The organism is Bacteroidota bacterium (genome assembly GCA_039714315.1).
In the GTDB taxonomy this organism is placed as follows: Bacteria; Bacteroidota; Bacteroidia; order Flavobacteriales; family JADGDT01; genus JADGDT01.
This window is the reverse complement of sequence record JBDLJM010000024.1, coordinates 1-19,959: the sequence shown is the minus strand read 5'-3', so window position 1 is coordinate 19,959 and position 19,959 is coordinate 1. Positions and strand designations below refer to the sequence as shown.

At 34.8% G+C, this 19,959-nt stretch carries 10 protein-coding genes and 1 pseudogene; 3 read left to right on the top strand and 8 right to left on the bottom strand.

What is annotated here, in order from left to right:
* Position 1 precedes the first annotated feature (1 nt).
* Complete coding sequence (locus ABFR62_04380; GenBank protein ID MEN8137649.1) at positions 2-1,171, bottom strand: exo-alpha-sialidase; 1,170 nt, start codon at positions 1,169-1,171, stop codon at positions 2-4.
* A 195-nt stretch (positions 1,172-1,366) separates the two neighbouring features.
* On the opposite strand from ABFR62_04380, the pseudogene ABFR62_04375 reads away from it, so the two are divergent.
* A pseudogene (locus ABFR62_04375) lies at positions 1,367-1,909 on the top strand (DUF1349 domain-containing protein).
* Here the strand turns inward: ABFR62_04375 and ABFR62_04370 are convergent.
* The 4 genes from ABFR62_04370 to ABFR62_04355 are packed head-to-tail and all read right to left on the bottom strand — an operon-like array spanning position 1,904 to position 9,734.
* Complete coding sequence (locus ABFR62_04370; protein ID MEN8137648.1) at positions 1,904-3,244, bottom strand: neutral/alkaline non-lysosomal ceramidase N-terminal domain-containing protein; 1,341 nt, start codon at positions 3,242-3,244, stop codon at positions 1,904-1,906. The pseudogene ABFR62_04375 and the gene ABFR62_04370 sit on opposite strands and share 6 nt — an antisense overlap.
* A gap of 25 nt (positions 3,245-3,269) precedes the next feature.
* A complete protein-coding gene (locus ABFR62_04365) occupies positions 3,270-4,832 on the bottom strand; it encodes a neutral/alkaline non-lysosomal ceramidase N-terminal domain-containing protein (protein MEN8137647.1) in 1,563 nt (520 codons plus the stop codon).
* Position 4,833: 1 nt separating this feature from the next.
* Positions 4,834-7,506 (bottom strand): sugar-binding domain-containing protein, encoded by a 2,673-nt coding sequence (locus tag ABFR62_04360; GenBank protein ID MEN8137646.1) that lies wholly within the window; start codon positions 7,504-7,506, stop codon positions 4,834-4,836.
* Positions 7,507-7,556: 50 nt separating this feature from the next.
* A complete protein-coding gene (locus tag ABFR62_04355) occupies positions 7,557-9,734 on the bottom strand; it encodes a hypothetical protein (GenBank protein MEN8137645.1) in 2,178 nt (725 codons plus the stop codon).
* Between the two features lie 162 nt (positions 9,735-9,896).
* Here ABFR62_04355 and ABFR62_04350 point away from each other — a divergent pair, with 162 nt between their 5' ends.
* Entirely contained in the window at positions 9,897-12,260 is a 2,364-nt protein-coding gene (locus tag ABFR62_04350) for a GH92 family glycosyl hydrolase (protein ID MEN8137644.1), read from the top strand.
* Between the two features lie 120 nt (positions 12,261-12,380).
* Here the strand turns inward: ABFR62_04350 and ABFR62_04345 are convergent, their stop codons facing one another.
* The 3 genes from ABFR62_04345 to ABFR62_04335 all read right to left on the bottom strand — a co-directional run bounded on the left by ABFR62_04345 (position 12,381) and on the right by ABFR62_04335 (position 18,698).
* The gene (locus ABFR62_04345) at positions 12,381-13,982 is read right to left on the bottom strand and encodes a SusD/RagB family nutrient-binding outer membrane lipoprotein (protein MEN8137643.1); all 1,602 of its coding nucleotides are present in this window, start codon (positions 13,980-13,982) and stop codon (positions 12,381-12,383) included.
* 16 nt (positions 13,983-13,998) lie between these two features.
* A complete protein-coding gene (locus ABFR62_04340) occupies positions 13,999-17,334 on the bottom strand; it encodes a SusC/RagA family TonB-linked outer membrane protein (GenBank protein ID MEN8137642.1) in 3,336 nt (1,111 codons plus the stop codon).
* Between the two features lie 467 nt (positions 17,335-17,801).
* Positions 17,802-18,698 (bottom strand): bile acid:sodium symporter family protein, encoded by an 897-nt coding sequence (locus ABFR62_04335; GenBank protein ID MEN8137641.1) that lies wholly within the window; start codon positions 18,696-18,698, stop codon positions 17,802-17,804.
* A gap of 246 nt (positions 18,699-18,944) precedes the next feature.
* Here ABFR62_04335 and ABFR62_04330 point away from each other — a divergent pair, with 246 nt between their 5' ends.
* The gene (locus ABFR62_04330; protein MEN8137640.1) at positions 18,945-19,820 is read left to right on the top strand and encodes a T9SS type A sorting domain-containing protein; all 876 of its coding nucleotides are present in this window, start codon (positions 18,945-18,947) and stop codon (positions 19,818-19,820) included.
* The last annotated feature ends 139 nt before the right edge of the window (positions 19,821-19,959 follow it).

The window sequence follows — 19,959 nt, the reverse complement described above, 5'->3', positions numbered from 1 at the left end:
TCTACTCAGTTATCCAATTCTCATTAAAACTCACATGCTTTATCGATTTATTTCCCCCTACATGATAGGAATAAGTAATATGAATAATACCCTTCCTATTCTGAATAACCGACGGATATGCAAATCGGCCATTACCTTTATCTACCTTTTCTAAATGCTTTGTTCGCCCCCATGTTTTTCCTTCATCTGAAGAAATACTTACGGCAAACGAATTCCTTCCATCTTCAACATCGTTATAAACCATCAACCAATTTCCCGACTTTAACTTTATAACCTCAACACTTGTACCCGGATTGGGCACTTCTGATTTTTTAGCGTGCGTCCATGTATAACCATTATCTTTCGATTCAGAAATCATTACTCTCCCTGGCGAATCGCCGTTATCCCGTAAAAATGCTATTATGTTACCTTCCTTATTTTCAACTAAACTTGGCTGTACTCCTCCTCTACTGACAATTGGAAGAGAACTTTGCCACGATTTCCCATCATCATCAGATATCGCAACAAGCGATAAATTGTAACCATCGGAATAAAGAGGAAGCAATATTCGTCCGTTTTCTAACTGTAGAGGATGAATTCGTGGCATCCAGCCTGTAGTTCTTTTTTTCTTATCCACAGCCGCTTCATAAAGCATATCTTCGTACTTGCGGGCATATTCAGCCCAGGAATAATCCGGACCTTCCCGCTCGTCGAACGATTTTTTAATTGTTTCGGCAAATTCTTCTCCGGGTTTTAATAACATAACATCCTGCCAATTCCATTTTGGAGCTCCTTTGCTTTTGTAATTTGTGCTTGTTCTATACTCTATAACAGAGCTTTCCCATCTGTTTGCCCGCACAATTACCCAAAACAGGTACAATTGTTCATTTCTATCTACAAATAAAACAGGGTTACAATCGGGATGATCGGGATAATCGGCCATTAGGAATTTATCGCTCCATTCTTTTTTACCCTTTCTAAGCCTTGCACCGTTAATTCTGTTGTTATTAGAGTTCCGTTCTCCATCGCCTTCAAACCAACAGGCAAGCAAATCGCCATTGGGTAATTCTACAATAGAACTCGCATGGACATAGGTGTTTTGCAGAGGGAAAATAAATTGCTCTGTTTTCTGGCTATATACTGATGTTGACAGTAAAAGAATTATTAAAAAAAAGTATATTATCGACTTCATAATCTTCTTGCTTTATAAACCGGAAACTATTACGGCCATTAACAAAGAAAAACTATGACAGCAAATTATACTTCTTCTTTTTTAGTATAAAGTTGTGAATTATTAGCTCTATGAAAATATTCTACATAATTATGCTAATATTCATAAATTAAAATAAAAGCCATTTCATAGCTTTACTAAAAAGCTGATAAAAAAATGAAATGGCATAACGAACCCGGAAACTGGAACTTAGAAAATAATAAGTTAATAGTAAATGTTCCTCCAAAAACAGATTACTGGCAAATTACTCATTACGGATTTATAGCTGATAACGGTCCATTTTATTATACTGAAATTGAAGGAGAGTTCGAAGTAAGAGTGAAAATCACCGGAGAGTATAATTCGCTTTACGATCAAATGGGATTAATGTTTAGAATTGATGAAAAAAACTGGATCAAAACAGGTATTGAATACGTAAATGAGGTATACAATTACAGTACCGTTACTACCAGAGAATTCAGTAACTGGAGTGTAAATATTTTAAATTCAAATCCTAAATCGATTTGAATTAAAGCTATCAGAAAAAGAGATGCAATAGAAATTTACTACTCTAGCGATGGTAAAAAATATCAAATGAGTAATATATCCTACTTCCCCAAAAATGTAAAAATAATGGTTGGCATGATGGCATCTTGTCCTAAGGGTAACGGTTTTAGAGCTACTTTTTATGACTTTAAAATCACTCCAATAACCTCATAACCCATTACTCAGTCTTAAAATAACATCACTAAAATACTCTCCCATATACGGTCCATACCACGACATGGTATGGGTTTCGTACTCTTGTAAGTGATAATATTTTAATGGTACAGCATAACCAATATAATCGCCATTAAAACTTGAAATTACTGAATAGTAACCTTTTTTATAAAGTGAATTTGAAATATTTAGAGCTAATTCTCCACTAAAATCAGCTGGTGTAGTTATCAATACAAAATTACTTAATACAAGCGACTGAACATATACTCTTTCAGATTCATCTAATAACTTTTTGCTCCAAAAATTACTCAATTGATAATCATCACTTAATCTCATTTTTAACTTTGGTAAAAACACTTCTGCAGTAAGTGCTTTAAGCTTTACTTGATGTTCAACTTCTATATTCTTAATTTTAAGCAAAACACTATCGGCTAGTGTATTACCGATATACTCTGCTTTTGCAAAATTATCGCCTAAACCTTCAGGTCCGTGACTTCCCACTCCTCCGGCAAAAAACATTGCCATATCTACTCCGTTTCCCTCAAGTTTTCGTTGCAAATAGCCCGGATAATCGGCACTTAAAAGCATATTACTCCCTCCCAAAACTGTAGGGTGCGCAGAAAAAGAGGATATAATTGCAGTCTTGCCATTATCCTGCCTGAAATACAGAAAAGAACACCCGCTGTTCTCTTCTCCCTTATCGCCAACTAATCTGTTTTTTACAAGTTGTGGTGCTTCGAATCCGGAATGAGAAAATGATGATGCTTTTAAGTCGGAAATTGCTCCGGATATGGACTTTACTATTCCTTTAACAATCTTATCTACTACCAACTCATTATAAGCACCTGCAAACATTTCTCCAACAATTCCCTTTCCCCATGAACCAATACCCGAGTGCGTATGTGTTGCTGAGAAATAAACCTGATTAGAGCTAATATTATATTTTTCAAGTTCGGAATAAACATTTTCACTTACTTCCAAAGGAATAATAAGCATATCTACAGAGCACATTACCACAAGTTTGTCCTCCACTTGTATTGCGATAGATTTAGCAAAGGTACTGTCATGAACTCCTTCCATTTCCTTTCCTTCACGATTCCCAAAACCGGCTAAAGGAATATTAGATATTGTATCGGGAGTAATGTTTACTGACGAAAAACCTGCATATAATTTCCCTTCTGCCTCTACATTTTTACTTTCTTTAAAAGCTTCTATTGTCTTAGCGTAATGCTCTGTTTCGAAATAGGGTTTAAAAGATATCTTATCAATAGAGAAGAACACTAATACAAATAGTGAAATAATTATAATTGATACTATTTTTAAAATCTTCCTCATCTTATAGTTTTAGTCGATATTATAGCTACTTTTTATCTAAATCATCAATAATCCCTTCAATTTCCCTACAAATAATTACGGCTGTTTCCGGGCCAAAAGAATTCCCTTCACCATACTGAGAACTTTCCCTTTCATAAGCATAAGGCGCTTCTACATCCCATTGACTTTTTGGAATTATATAGCCAATTTCATCATTTGCCAAACCTATAACTACTTTATATTTTCCATTCATCATTTCTCTGATAGATCTATGTTTAACGGAAGTATAATTAAAATCATTTCCTTCAGGGGCAGCTACTCCTCCATTAACTAATTCGGGGTAAGATTCTCCGGGAATCGTTACTATAGATAAAGGACCTATTTCCATAATTGCTACCTCGCTCTTCATCTTCATATAACCCGACATCCCTCTGCGAAGTAAACCAATAGCTGAAGCCATTTTAAATGTATTATTTTCCAATGGTAGAAGAATACTTTTTGCACGTAATTTTATATTTGATCTTTTCAGTACGGTATCCGGATTTTCCAAAGCATCAAGCGATACTAAAGCCAAGTTTCTTCCTTGGGCCTCTATTTTTGGAAAGCCCGCTTTATCATAAATCGAATCACTTACAAGATCTTTAATCTCATTCTGGGGTCGTGTAGTCATTAACCCTCCTACAGAACCATTGAAATAAATTGCTATTCCTCCCAATCCTTTTTTAATCAAAGTGTCATTTTTGTAAATTCCATCTTCTACAAACTCACGGTAATAATGTGGAAAATCAGAACTTATTTGAAGATTTTTATTCCAAAGTGTTTCCGGATGATTTGCCCAGAACATCAAGGTTGCAATTGTATTTCCTTTATCCGGATTAACCGCTCTGATAAGTCTTATTCCACTATCTTTCACAATAGGTTTTCTGGAATCATCAACCCATTTATCGCCACTTACAAGGTCTTGCGCTATGTGAAGTTCTGCAGTTTGCATTGACTCTACGGCTTCTTTAACCGACCTCTTAATTTGCTCTTTAACATAATTCATGTTCTCCTCATCAACACCTGACTGAGTTAGACCGGAACCCCAAATCCCAATCAAATCGTTTGATTCATGTGTATGAGTACTGGCTATTATGCAGTAGTCTATATTTAATTCTTTCTCTATCGACTTACGCACATCAATTACATCGTCTATCATAAACCCAATCGCATCAACAGATACAATAGCTATTCTGCTGTTTCCATCGTCAATAACAACGGTTCTTGCCCAAACATCATCGTGTACCCCATTTGCTGCACGTTTATTATCAAATCCGGCTATCCAGTATACATCGAACTTTCCATTTTTATTATTATCGTTATAAGTATCTCCGTCTTCCGGCTTAAATTTAGCATCTGAATTTACATCATTCCAGGTATCGACAATGTCTACTGTTATTGGCTGAGCAGAAGCACCTACCATTATTTCAGATTTCTCTTCTTCAGGAATAATCAACAAGTCCAGATTGTAATCCGGATGACGGTCCCGCCAATTATAAGTCACAAAAACAATTGCTGAAATAAAAACTAACAGCAGCAATAACCCTGTAAATTTCAATATCTTCATCATCTTATTTCAAAGTTTTTTCAATTGTTTCTACATTTACACCCCTAATTATCACCTTATAATCAGTTTTGTCTGACTTCCATCGTGCAGATAAATTAACTGAATCTTTAGATAAAATACTTATGTAATTATCACTCCAGTTTATTGGTAAAACAGATTCTCCGTTCATGTCTATTAAATCGAGATAAATGAAAAATGCTATTTTATCTGAAGTATTCTTTAATTTCACCGTTAGCTCATTAACTTCTCCCTGCTTAAGCTCTGTTGATAAATCAATATGGGCTAATTCCATATTATTTACAGCTGTAAAATCGGCATATTGTTTTGTTGGTGTATAGTACTCCCATTCCAGCTTTTTTCCCGCAGAATAATCCAAGATATCCCTTTTTGCAGACAGCCAATAAAAATTACTTTCTATTTTTTCACCTTGATCGTTTAACAAACTTAAATCTAAAAAGTACAACTCGTTTTTAGATAAGCCCTTCGGTAATTTAAGTATAAATTTAGACTTACTCTTTTCTATACTCCCATTCCATATGCTTTCATAAATAATATCAGAACTTTTATCAAATACTTTGATTTCCATTTTCAGATTATCTATACTATCTAACCTTTCATTAATCAGATAAATATCATCAAAGCCATAACGATAAACTGCATGAAGCGGATTATTAGCTTTCTTAGTGGCATAGTAAGCTCCATTAGGCTGCAGATACGAATCGTATAACTGCCAATATGTTTCAGGCCATGAAGAATTGAGCATCCACTGAATCAGTCCCGTGCTTTCTGGAGCATTTACCCTGAATGCTTCGAACATAGGTCGCATCAATTCATAATTCATTATCTGGGCTTTAAAAGCATATTCCTCTATACTTTCCGGCTTCCCATAACGCTTTTCAATAGCCTTATTATACCTGTCTAATGTACTAAATGCATTTCTCCCTGCGTGATACTCCCAATCCTCTTTGCTTTGCGGCCATAACTTATCTTCAGGAATCATCTTTTTCAACGAACTCAGAGGAGGAACATTGGGACCCGGGCATGTTTCGGTATTGAAACCATAAGCTCCGCCATGAGTTGTATCTTTATACCAATATACAGGGGGAGTATATGCATAAGGTCCCAGCATTTTCATTCCGGTTGGACCACTAATATCACTTATCAAAGTTGCTTCCGCTACAACATTACTTTCACTTCCTACTCCTCCGGCAGAAGTGACATAAGGCCGTAAATTATCATATTCATTGAAAATATCGATGTAATTTTTCTCTAGATTAGGTGCCGGAAGTTTATCACTACCCAACATCCATACAAAAATACTTGGGTGATTTCTCAACCAAATCACCTGATCTTTCATGTATTCAGTCAACAGCTTAACATCCTCTGAATTTGTAGCTCCCCCATATTTTTCATGAGTTTCTTTTAACAAATATTCCTGCCACTCCCACTGACAGCTCCAACCGGCCATTATCAGAATACCGTTCTGATCGCACAAATCGTAGATTGTTTTATCCTTTCCCCAAATACCCTCCAAACGGATTGTGTTCAGGTTCATTTGCTTTACATATTCTATCTGAGACTGAATACTCTCTTGTGTATCCTGTAACAATAAATCGTCTACCCATCCACCACCGCGTATAAGAACAAATTCTCCATTAATTTTAAAACCCCTGTTTCCTTTATCATTCAGGTAGCTTTCTACTTCCCTGATACCGTATTTACTTGTTACAACATCAAGTATTTTATTGTTCTCTCTGAATTCAATATTTAGGTCATAGAGATTTGGTTCTCCCATTCCGTTTGGCCACCAGAGCTTTATTTTACTCACTTTTAATAAATCGAACTCCGAAGAAGTAAAACTTATGTTGTTTTTTGAATGTGGTTTTAGGGTGATTTCTTTTTCGATATTTCCTAATTCGAAATCTGCCTTGAGTATTCCTTCAACTGTTTTATCTGTATTGTTTTCAACTATTGTCTGTATCAATAGTTCTGCATCCGATTTTGATTCGATATCTACTTTTGAAGCTACAAAAGGACTTCTTAGTTTTACTCCATTATTTATTTCCAAATAAACTTCCCGAAATATTCCCATATTGCGGTCGGGAGGAATAGGATTCCAATCGACAAAGCCTATAGTATATTCCCCGTCATCAGGAGGAAACAACTCAATGGCAAGTACATTTTTCCCCGGTTTTACATATTTAGATATATCGAATGAAAAAATTCTAAATGCTCCTGCAAAATCTTCCTTATTTGCTACTTTTTTACCGTTTAGCCACAAATTTGCACGGTAATTTATTCCGTTGAATCTAAGGTTGACATGCTGCTCTTTTATATAATTTTTAATTTCGAACTCGTTTCTGTACCACCAAGATTTTTTAAATTGCTCTCTATCTATTTTCTTAAGGTTCAATCCAAAATACGGATCGATTATCACACTATCGGCAACCAAACTACCCATAACCGTTCCGGGAACAACCGCATTGTTCCAGTTTTCAGTTCTATATTCTAAAGTAGAAATCTGCCTGCCGTTTGCCTCGTTAATGTTTTCACTTGAAGTTAATTGCCAATTGTTTTCTAAATTAATCACTTCCGAATTAATACTTACTTCCTTTTTGCCACATGATGAAATTTGCAAAATCAGCAATAGCAATACTAACTTAAATTTTCCTTTCATTTTTTTAGCCACGAATGCGCGAATTAATTAAGCCGTTTGTTTGGTCGGCACTATTTATTTTTCGGTTCTGAAATCACTCCCAAATACCTACCCATCCAATATGGTAAAAGATAAATATCTCCACTGTATTCTACTCTTCCTTCATCTCCCGAATCCAGAGTGAAAGTGTTTGTGTTATGTTTAAAAACCGGTCTTTCGTCAGGAGGTAAAACATGTGATGTAGTTTGCTCCCGGAAATTATCAGGTAAAAACTCAAGGTCTTTTCTACCGGAATTATTAATACTCCATGATATCATATCTAATGGAAATTCTTTTAAATACCATATTGTATTATCTAAATCGAACTCTTCTGCCCCAATCAAAGCATAAGACAAATTCCACAAACCGTCCTTTTCGGGTCTTTCAATATTCCAATGATCTTTTATTACATCATAGTATTTAGCTTTTAGCTTATCATTAAAAGCATATCGGTATAGATACCAATAACTCAAAAAATACATTTCATCATCAGAATGATTCCATGAATCAGACAGATCCTGACTTTCTTTATCTTCAAAATCAACAACTCCTATTTCAGACATTGCTACGCTAAGGTTTTCTAAATAACCATAATTGTCAATCAACTCATAGGCTTTAGTCTTATATTTCTCATCACCGGAAAAATGATATGCAGCCTGTAAAAAAGCTATAATATTTGAAGAATTAAGCTTACGATCGCCAACACTTTTATTAAATTTATTAACATAATCAGGATTCCAGCGTCCCCACCTTGTTGGCTTACCATCGACATCTACATAATATAAATCGTTATCAATTATGTGATCGGTCATTTCCAGTAAGAGCTTCAATGCTCTTTTTTTAACATCCTCATCATCAACAAATTCAAGTACCATAGAAAAAGCCAGATAGTGTCCCACAGCTTCATCACTGCTTGTTGTACCCTTCCATTCCCACTTTTCATCATCAGCCTGATGCCAGTTTTCACGTCCGTGTTTTGCATAAGAACTACGCTCAAAAGAACGCGAAGGGAAACCTTTAATTCCGTTTATATCGTTTAGGCGCTCCATGGCATCAAACGATTCCAAAGCATTAAGCAATGCTTCTTCACTACCGGTAACTTTGTATCTGAACAACTGACTTGCCAGATACATCGAAGTCCATAAACCATCGTTATCAGAATCAACCATATATCCGCTACTTAGATCTCCGTATACATCCATTACATAGGAATCGCAATTAAATCCATTACGTATATGACGTTTTCTAACCTGATTTTCGAAATACATCGCCTTTGAATAGAGGGTAGTCTCTTCAAAATTAATTTGTGAAAGTCCCTTTTCGCTAAGTATCAGTATTGAATTGTTTTCCCCCTTTGCAATATCTGTGACCTTATTGTCCATCAACCACCTACGTGATGCATAATAGTTAAACTTCCCGTCATCACGGAGCATAAAAGCACCTTTATCAGAGGCAAACCAGAGATTTCCATCAATTTCAGTAACTGAATTAAGACGGTTACATGGCAAATCTTTATTAATTGCAGAATTGGTATTTTTATTTCTGTTATAAACAAAATAACCTTCCTCTGTGGCAATTACTACATCACCATTCTTCCTTATTTCGAAACCTCTATACTTATCTCCATTAATTATCTTTTTGAGCTTATTTTTTTCCGATTGATATTCCAATAATTCATTTGATGTCAGAATAAGGAAGGAACTGTTTTTCGTGTCAAATTTAATTTCGATTACTTCTGAATACTTTTTTAAAGATTCAGACATGTTTTTACCTTCTGATGAAACAAATTCCAATGAGTTATTGTTTGCTATCAAAAAACTATAGTTATCTCCACCCGCAAAAGCGTATGCACTGTCAAGTGAATATTCAATATATAGTTTACCTGCCCAAGCATTACTCAAAACCGCTTTATCTGTGAGATATACAAATTGATTTTTATATAAAATTACATCCGAAATATTCATATCGTAAATTGGCAAATACTTCTTATCGGGAATTAATATTTCTTTATAAGGTTTGTGAAGTTTGCCTCCCGATAAAACCTGAATACTCCCATTACGGTCGCATACAGCTTTTTTTGGTGATGATTTATATAAAGATTTATAAAAATGTACTCTTTCCTGTAAAAATGGAATATCCTTATAAGTATCTTGAGCAAAAGATATCGTTGAAAGAATAATATTAAATAAAATAAAGAGTAAATATCTCATTTAGAAGTTAGTTTTAGCTGAATTAAATTACGAAATTTAAATTAACTTAATTTTACATTAGTATAGTTACAGAATTTTACATAAAACCTAAATAATATTAACACTCCATTTATTCTACATTAATTATGTTTGTACGTACATAATGCTGATTAACCAACTATTATGAAAACTTGCAAAACTATCTTTGTATCAATTAGCCTTTTAATGAGTACAATTTTGTTCTCTCAGGATAAAACTGCAGTAGAATATATAAACCCATTTCTTGGCACCGAATTCTTTGGTCATACTTTTCCCGGTCCTGCTCTGCCAAATGGCATGATACACCTCAGCCCCGACGTTGCTACACAGGGATGGAACAATGCTGCAGGATATGTGTATCAGTCAAGTAGTATAATTGGTTTTAGTCACACTCACTGGAATGGTGTTGGTATGACAAATGGAGGTGACGTATTAATCATGCCCACTGTTGACAATAAATTAAGAATTACACCGGGAAGCGAAGAAAATCCCGATACAGGATACAGATCATGCTACAGTCATGAAAAGGAAAAATCTTCTCCCGGATATTATCAGGTAAAACTTTTAGACTACGATGTAAATGTTGAACTTACAACAACTCAAAGAGCAGCTTTTCATAAATACACATTTCCTAAATCCGGTAATTCAAGAATTATAATCGATTTGGGTCATCAACTCGGAGATGCTAAATCAGATTCGTCCAGCAGAATAAAAATAATCAATAAAACTAATATCGAAGGACAAAGAGCTTCGGGCTTGGGTACCGTATATTTTGCTATAGAATTGAGCAAGCCGGTAAAATACTTCGGAACTTTCGATTCTGATTTTGTTGCACCGGAATCGGGTCACGGTATTTTTCCATATAAAAACGAGGAAAGCGGAACTAACATCGGTGCTTTTCTTCAATTTAACACTGAGAATAACGAAGAAATATTACTAAAAATAGGAATATCATACGTAAGTATAGAGGGAGCAAAAAACAATTTGAATACCGAAATAACCCATTGGGATTTTGAAAAAACAAAAGAAGAAGCAAAAAATATCTGGATAAAAGAGTTACAGAAAATTGAAGTTAAAGGCGGAACAGAAGACCAAAAGGAGATATTCTACACGGCAATGTATCATTCTCTTCTGTCGCAATACATTTCTCAGGATGTTGACGGGAAATATTTTGGATCGGATAAAAAAATACACACGGCAAATAATTTTAACTTTTACGGATCATTTTCATGCTGGGATACTTATCGCACCCAACACCCATTGTTAACAATTATAAAACCTGAAGATATAAACGATTATATAAAATCGATTGAAGAAAAAGTGAAGAATTACGGTTGGTTACCTGCCCAACACTTTATGAATGTTTTTGGAGAGGCAATGGTTGGCGATCATTTAATTCCAATAATAACCGATGCATATATAAAAGGATTTAGAGATTATGATATTGACTTTTTATACGGAGCTATTATAAAAAAGGCCAACGAAAATCCTAGAGCTCCTATACCCGAATATGCAGGACGATCGGGCTTGGATTATTACAAAAAACTAGGATATGCTCCAATTGACAAGGTTACTGAAGCAGTTCCAAACACTTTAGAGTTGGCTTACGACGACTGGTGTATTGCTCAATTAGCGGAAAATTTAGAAAAGGAGGACGATAAAAAAGCATTTAACAAAAGAGCTCTGAATTATAAAAATGTATGGGATGCTGAAACTGAATTTATGCGACCGCGAAAAGAGAACGGCAACTGGCTTGAAGAAATTGGAAATAATGAACAAAGCATTGTAAAAAACGGAGAGCACAGTTACTACAGATATTTCGATCCTCTGATAATTGGAAGACGCCCCAACAGGCACTACACCGAATCTAATGCATGGCAGTATATTTGGTCGGTACAGCACGATGTAAACGGACTTATAAATCTGTTTGAGAGCGATGATAAATTTACAAAGAAGCTTGATACATTCTTCGAAATGAGCACAGATGTAAGCTCTCCAAAATATGTAGGAGTTGTGGGAACTTTAGGTCAGTATGTTCAGGGAAACCAGCCATCGCATCATGTTGCATATCTGTACAACTACAGCAAACAACCATGGAAGACACAACAAAGAGTAAGACAGCTTATGGATATGATGTATCAAAGTGGTGCAGGTGGATTATGCGGAAATGAAGATATGGGATCGTTATCGTCGTGGTATATATTCAGTGCCATTGGGTTCTACCCTGTTACTCCCGGAATTCCTCAATACTCAATTGGCAGTCCTATATTTGACGAGGTCAAAATAAACCTTAAAAACGGTAAAGTTTTTACTGTTAAGACAAAAAATAATACGGCAAATAATGTTTATATAAAAAATGTAAAACTAAACGGAAAGAAATACAGCAAAAACTATATTTCTCATAACGATATTATAAATGGTTCTACCCTGGTTTTCGAAATGAGTGATAAACCGAATAAGAATAGAGGCACTGAAGATTCCGACAAGCCCTATTCCTTGTCTAAATAAAGCACTTTCTTCTTTTATCTTATTTCCTTTATCTTATTTCCTTTATCTTTTATCTTTTGTCTTTTGTCTTTCCTGCCTGACTGAGTCACGCAGGCAGGTATCTTTTATCTTTTACCCTGTTCACTGCAACAGCCACATTTTAGACCACGGACTATCCGTTTCACCTTCAGATTCGGCGGTTAACACCAGGTTTAACAATGCCTTTTGATAATTTTCATTATTCGCTTCAACTTCATTCTGCCCATAAACAAACCTAAGGGGCAATACATTACGTTGAGCATACGGACCTGCCTGCAAAACCGGGAAGCCTGTTCTGCGATAATCAAACCAGGATTCTTGTGCAGACGACCATAACGAAATCCATTTTTGTTCTATGATTCGTTCCAAACTTGCATCAAAAGCAACTTCGGGTTGAGAAATATAGTCGGAATAATCACCAGACCTGCCCCATGTAGTGAAAGAAGCTTCTACTGCCAGATTATAGTAATTTTCTCCATTTGAAATCCATCCTCTTTGTGCGGCCTCTGCAAGTATAAAATTCACTTCGCTGTAAGTCATCAATCTGGCTTTTAATAATTCTCCATCGGCTCCGGAATACATTATATTTAAATGTGAAACAAATAAATTATGTCCAATCGGAGCTTTTGAATCTGTGTTATAATTATATGTATACGACACTTGTAAACTTGGTGGTATACCAACATAATCAGAGTTAGTATTAATCATTTCAAGATCGAATTCTTCCGGCCAAAGATATCTGACTCCTTCTGATATCGTATCTTTAATCGAATATTTATGTTCCGCATCTAATACGGTTGGCACCTTAATCGGATCTGCCCAAACACTCAATCTGCTATCGTTTAATTGCCTAAGTTTTTCAACAAAGGTAGAACACATTTGTTTCTGGTTAAAATAAATAGAGTCCGGATCAAACTCAGCTGTTGTTGGCCAGGAATCACTCCCAAGACTTCCCACGAAACCCATATCAGCATCATCCTCAACACTTTCGAAAATAAGTTTATTATTATTTACAATATTATGTATTCCCTGTTCAGCAAATTCAGGCAGCTTTTCAGATAAACGCATGTAATATCGCAACTGAAGTGAATTTGCAAATTTCAGCCATTTTTCAGGATCACCCTGATAATATAGGTCAGCTTCATCGTATATATTTTTATATTCGTTTTTTGATTTAGAAAGCAATATTTCAGCCTCTTGCAAATCGCTAATAATTCCTTTATAAATTACTTCCTGACTGTCGAACTCAGGTAACAATATTGCCGCATTTTCTTCCAAATCGGCTTTTAGTGCCTGTGAATATGGTGCATCTCCCCAAAAATCAGCTACCTGACCGAATAAAAATGATTTCATTACTAATGCCACTCCTTTATGAAATTCGAGATTATCTCGTTCTGCTATTTCATAAACTTTCTTATTATTCCTCAGTAAAGAATAATATTCAGACCATTCCTCTGATTTCCATTTATAATTATTAATCTCAGAAGTATGATGTACTTCCTGGATATACTGCATGGTACCAGCCATCCTGATAAAACCATTATTCAAATAAAGCTTAGATGTTTTACTCAGTACTGTTGACATTAACAGGTTAGGATTTGCCTCTTCTTCAGGTACTCCATTGGGGTTAATATTCACCTCGCTTAAGTCCATACACGAACTTAACAGGATATTTATCAGAATTAGGTATATTACTTTTTTCATTTTAGCCATTTTATTGTTAGAAATTCAGGTTTAACTTAACACCAATAGGGATTGTTAGCGGATTAACATTAAATCGTTCAACACCCTGCAAAAGTTTACCATCTCCTGTAGGTTGAAAGGCTCTCTCGGGATCTATACCTATATTTGCTTTTGACCACAATAGAATATTTCTGCTATACACCGATAAGAATAAACTTTCCAATCCCAAACGCTTTATAAATTGTCTGTTAAATGTATACCCTAATGAAATTTCTCGAAGTTTAACAAAGGAAGCATCAAATATTGAAGCCTGGGTAAAATCCCAACTCGTTTCCATAGAATATATAAATGGGAAATATACGGTTCCTTCATCTCCAAGGTTTTCTGTATATCCAATTATGTTCCCGTCATCATCGCGTTCTGCAATAACTCCGGGAATAAAAACTCCGTCATTTGCCACCCAACCGAAAAAACTAAATTCACTTCCTCCCATCTCCTCTGTCGGACCTCCTACCAAATTAAATCCTTTTATGTGTTCATCTGCATTATCTTTAAGGTACTGAGACAATTCGCCATCAATATTATTGGGATTAATCAAATTATCGAATTTCCTTTGAGTTATTGAACGATACTCCAGATCTCTATACGTTTGAGAAACAAACTCGCCACCCTTTCTCCAGTCAATGGCTGCGCTTAAGGTAAATCCTTTATAATTTAGAGAAGTTTGAAAACCAATTGTAAAATCAGGATTGAAATTACCTACTAGTTCCAGGTCATCAATATCAGCTCCTTCATCTTGCAACATTCCGTTTTTATCAAGAATTGGCCAACCGTAATATTCTGAATTATCATCTTCCACAACTTTTACTTTTCTGTCATATATATCTCCTATTTCCCCTCCTACATAAGTAATTGCACCTCCTTTTGCTTCCTCCCACAAAACATGATGACCCATTCCTTCTGCAAGCTCTTCAATAGAAGTTCTATTTCTCGAGAAATTAACATTCAAATCCCATACTAATTCGCCATTCCTAATTGGAGTAACTCCCACAGAAAATTCTATTCCTTTACTTTTTAATAAACCGGCATTTATTAATTTAGTTCCATAACCTGAAGATGAAGGTAAAGCAACCTTAAGAATTTGATTCTTGTTATACAACTCATAATAGGTGAAATCTGTTCTAATTCTGTTTTGGAAAAACGCGAAATCACCTCCAATTTCATATGATGTAGCTTCTTCGGGTTTTAAATCAGACAACAGTAATGTAGAATTTGTTCCAAGTCGTGCTACATCTCCCCATGCTCCTTCATTATTTACAACAGCATCTAACATATACGGATCAGTATCGTTACCCACTTTAGCTACACCTCCTCTAAGCTTAACCAAATTTATTTCTCCTGACAAATTAAACACTTTATTCAATAATACACTTAATGATGCTGATGGATAAAAATAAGATCTGTTAACCTCCGGTAAAGTACTGGACCAGTCATTACGCGCTGTTAAATCGAGGTATATCATATCTCTGAAACCAAAACTTCCCATTGCATATAAACTGTAAATTGCCTTTCGATAAATGTTATTACTAAAATCTAATGATGATGGCAGTATATTAGACACATTGTATAAACCCGGAACTATTAATCCATCTCCGTCTCTTTTTGTAGAAGTAGAAATAAATGAGTCGTATTTATACATTATATTACCTCCCAATGATGTACTAATAGAGAAATCTGAGAACCTCCTGTTAAAACTTAATAGAAAATCTAAATTTTGCTCATTTTTATAAATATTTTTGATCCCGTAAATACCATTTGGTGCTTCGTTGTGGCTTTTGGGAACTTTAGACTCGCGCTGTTCATTATACCTGTCTAAAGAATATCTCAGCATAAAATTAAAATCCTGATAAAATCCCCAATCAAGTTTCAAATTACCATAGACTCTGTTTCTAAAAAAGCTGTTATTTACAGCATAAGCCATAAAATAAGGATTGTTACGTCCAATAGGTGCACGTTGTTGGATTTCTTCCTGTCCCGGAACCCAATATTCTTCGAATTTACTTATATCGTGATGAAAACCTACCCTATATGCCGCATCGATTGCAGTACCTCTACCACTACCCGGTCTGTTATCGGAGAAAGTCTTTCCAATATTAATATTTGTACTTAACTTCAATTTCTTTGCAATATTATAAGTACTGTTGATACCTAAGGATAATTTATTAAAGTCTGAGTTTGGTATTATCCCCCGGTTATTCATATTCGAAAATGACAACCTAAAATCCCCATTATCGTTCGCTCCTGAAATGGAAATATTATTTGAATTTGTAATTCCTGTTCTTACAAAATTTTTAATATTATCGGGATGAGAAACAAGTTCTTCTGTAACAGGATTTCCATTTTCATCTTTAGCTCCTCCCCAAACAATTGCTTTAATACCTTTATCTAATTCGGGACCTAACTGATGTTCACTCTCTTCAAATATCAAACTATCTGCAGCTAGTGTAGGGCGGTATCCTGAGGCAAACTTATTGTGAAGGTCAAGAAATCTGTATGGATGGTCAAATTCTACACTCGACGTTACAGAAACCCTAATTTTACCTTTACTACCGGCACCCGATTTTGTTGTAATTAATACAACTCCATTACCTGCTCTGGAACCATATAATGCTGCGGCACTAGGACCCTTTAATACAGATACACTTTCTATATCTTCTGAAGCTATATCGTTTATAGGACTTCCGAAATCAACATCTACATTTTTTCCAAATGAACTTACTCCTCCACTTAAACTATTATTTATCGGAACTCCGTCCACTACATAAAGAGGTTGATTATCGGTAGTTAATGAAGATGCACCTCTAATAATAACATTTACAGAAGACCCCGCTTCACCTCCTGTGTTACTTATCTGAACCCCTGTCATTTTTCCTGCGAGAGAATTCATAACATTCGACTGAACAGTCTTTGTAAGTTCTTCACTCTTTACCTCAGCGACAGAATATCCAAGTGACTTTTTCTCTCTGCTTAATCCCAGTGCTGTTACTACAACATCGTCCAAAGCCCTTATTTCTGCAGATAAACTTACATTAATAACCGTTTGGTTATCTACTTTAACTTCCCGGGTTTCCATTCCCATAAACACAAATTGAAGAATACTTCCCCCGGAGACTGTTATTTTGTAATTCCCGTCAAAATCGGTTGTTGTTCCGATTGAAGTTCCTTTCACTACTACCGAAACCCCCGGTAAAACTTCGTTTGTTTCCATGTCGGTTACCGTTCCCGTAATAGTTTGAGATTGTGCAAAAGCAATACTTGATGATAATATTAAAATTCCCAACAAAAAGTATGTGCGTATAACGTGTAAATTCATAGTTCTTATGATTTTGAGAATTATGGAATTAATCTTTAAAAAAAAGATATAATTCACATATTAACCAAATCTAGCGAATGCAATAAAAACTGTATACCAATATCTTTTTTAAAACACATTAAATATTAACTTTTTTCGCTTCACTAATACATCATGATGAAAATTAAACCAAAGAATTATTCTGTCAAAAAAGTATTATTACTCATCATTATAACTCCCTGTATCCTTTTAATAATTCGTTTACAAATTCCGCATTATTGTAGTCGTCCTCCCAAATCCAGTTTTCAAGTGCCCATTTTGGGGTTATACCAAAAAAAATACACCGATACAGTGATAAACAGTATCGGTGCAATTATTTTTATCGTCTTCACCTTTATTGGTGATTATTAAGCTATTAAATTGGTGAGTTTTATGTTATATCATGTCATCATTTTAAAACCTGCCCCCTTAAAAAGCACAACTGCATATTATGCACAACAGAGTTCTACTTTCTTCCCGTTTTCTACCTTTTTCATGTTAAAGAATCCTATTACAGCAAAACCGTAAACGAACATTATTAAACTATAAAAAATAGCTGCCAAAGTCATTTCGGGTATTCCCAAAATCGTTGCAGTAACCAGCAATGCTAACGTACCGTTTTGAATTCCTACCTCAAAAGTTATACTTTTAATCTGTTTACCGGATAAAGAAAAAACGCGCGCCAACAAAAAACCAGCTAAGAAAGTAAGAGTAACCATAACTATGGAAGCAATACCAACAGTATCTAAATTTGCAGTAATTACAACTTTATTTTTTATTACAAGAGCTATAATTACTAAAAACAAGAATATTGTTGAGAGAATTTTTACCGGTTTTCTCAATTTCAATGACCACTCATGTTTTTTCGCATTAATCAGCATACCAATCACAATTGGAATAAATGATACTACAAACAATTCAGTAAAGGTTTTTACATAACTGAGTTCAATACCCTTGGTTTCAGGTATATTCGAAAATAATAAAGCAATCGCAAAGGGCATCCAAAGGGGAGTAATAACGCTTACAAATGCTGTTAAACTAACAGAGAGAGCCAAATCGCCTTTCGATAATAAACTCATTAGGTTCGATGTAGATCCTCCGGGTGCCAAAGCCAGTATTACAAAACCTACTCCGATCAAAGGACTTGAAAAATCGAATAAATAGAATCCTACCATGTATCCTATAATTGGGAGTAATACCATTTGTCCAAGAAGACCTATTATCACCCCCCTGGGTTTTTTAAACAATAAAGTAAAATCGGATATCTTTAATTCCAATCCGATACCTATCATAATTATTGCTAAGGCTAAGGGTAATACAACGGCACTTAAAAAAGAACTTTCCATATTAATATTTAATTGAGTCAGTATTCTATTTCGAAAATTAAATGTTTAGAACATGAAATTCTACAATCATTTTAACCCAAACTCATATTATATTGACATTCAAACACGTTAGAAAACACCCTGATTAAATAAAAAACTGTTAGAATTCCACAATAAACGAGTTATATTCAACAAGTAATACTTATATACAATAATGATATTAGTGCCTAGTTTATTGAAAACATTACTAACGCAAATCAACTAATTATGAAGACAAATTACACTAAAAGAATGCTATTGGGCTTATTATTTTTGCTTTCAGCATCAATTACTTTTGCTCAAACTATTCTTCCACTAAGGGAAAAAGCAGATGGTAGCGAAGGTACTCCCCTAACTACTACATTAAATAAAGAGAATTTGGGTCTTGGTGGTAGTGATATGGGAGATGGAACAGTAAGTTTCTATGCATCAGTAGATGGTGCAATGGGAACGGTTGATGTAGCATATACTTCTTCTGGATATACGTCTGAAAAGAATTTAGGTGATGGGGTTGAAGCTCACTATGTATTAACCACCGGTGATTTAGGCAACGGACTTGGAACTATTTCATTTACAGCCCCAAATGGTATTGAAAATTTAACATTTACTTATGTACTGGATCCTAATGGAAGTATTATGGGAGGTAATTTTATCTATTTTCAACATCCAACACTATACATAAATGGCACAGAAATCACCTATACTAAAGACGAAACTTCGGGCATTAAGGATGTAGAAAATGTAGAAATTAATCAAGAAGGGGAAGTTACTGTGAAGCTTGAAGCAATAGGTGGATCTGATGGTAGTTCTTATGTTGATGTAATTGCAGTTGCATCTGTAAGCTGGTCTAATTCCTCATTGGGAATCAAAGAGAAATATATTGTTGCCAATGTATATCCTAACCCTGTTAAAGAAGATGGAATTTTACATATAAGCCAAAACATGGTAAGTGCTAAGTTCTATAACGTAGCAGGAAGTTTGGTTAGAGATATTAATGTAACAGGAAAAACTATTAACCTTTCAGGTTTAAATAAAGGTTTGTACTTTATGGTAGCTAAAGATATTAATAATACCACATTACATAGAAAAATTGTTATAGAATAAACTGCTCACATATAATACAAAAAAATGCCTGAACCAATGATTCAGGCATTTTTAAGTATAAGATTTCTTCTTATTTTATAATAAGTCGCTTTGTTATTGTTTCTTTTTCTGAAGTAAATTTAACATAGTAAACTCCTTT

What these genes read in the sequence shown, in the direction of transcription:
- ABFR62_04380 (MEN8137649.1), bottom strand. Translation starts at nt 1,171, where the DNA reads ATGAAGTCGATAATATACTTTTTTTTAATAATTCTTTTACTGTCAACA.
- ABFR62_04370 (MEN8137648.1), bottom strand. Translation starts at nt 3,244, where the DNA reads ATGAGGAAGATTTTAAAAATAGTATCAATTATAATTATTTCACTATTT.
- ABFR62_04365 (MEN8137647.1), bottom strand. Translation starts at nt 4,832, where the DNA reads ATGATGAAGATATTGAAATTTACAGGGTTATTGCTGCTGTTAGTTTTT.
- ABFR62_04360 (MEN8137646.1), bottom strand. Translation starts at nt 7,506, where the DNA reads ATGAAAGGAAAATTTAAGTTAGTATTGCTATTGCTGATTTTGCAAATT.
- ABFR62_04355 (MEN8137645.1), bottom strand. Translation starts at nt 9,734, where the DNA reads ATGAGATATTTACTCTTTATTTTATTTAATATTATTCTTTCAACGATA.
- ABFR62_04350 (MEN8137644.1), top strand. Translation starts at nt 9,897, where the DNA reads ATGAAAACTTGCAAAACTATCTTTGTATCAATTAGCCTTTTAATGAGT.
- ABFR62_04345 (MEN8137643.1), bottom strand. Translation starts at nt 13,982, where the DNA reads ATGAAAAAAGTAATATACCTAATTCTGATAAATATCCTGTTAAGTTCG.
- ABFR62_04340 (MEN8137642.1), bottom strand. Translation starts at nt 17,334, where the DNA reads ATGAATTTACACGTTATACGCACATACTTTTTGTTGGGAATTTTAATA.
- ABFR62_04335 (MEN8137641.1), bottom strand. Translation starts at nt 18,698, where the DNA reads ATGGAAAGTTCTTTTTTAAGTGCCGTTGTATTACCCTTAGCCTTAGCA.
- ABFR62_04330 (MEN8137640.1), top strand. Translation starts at nt 18,945, where the DNA reads ATGAAGACAAATTACACTAAAAGAATGCTATTGGGCTTATTATTTTTG.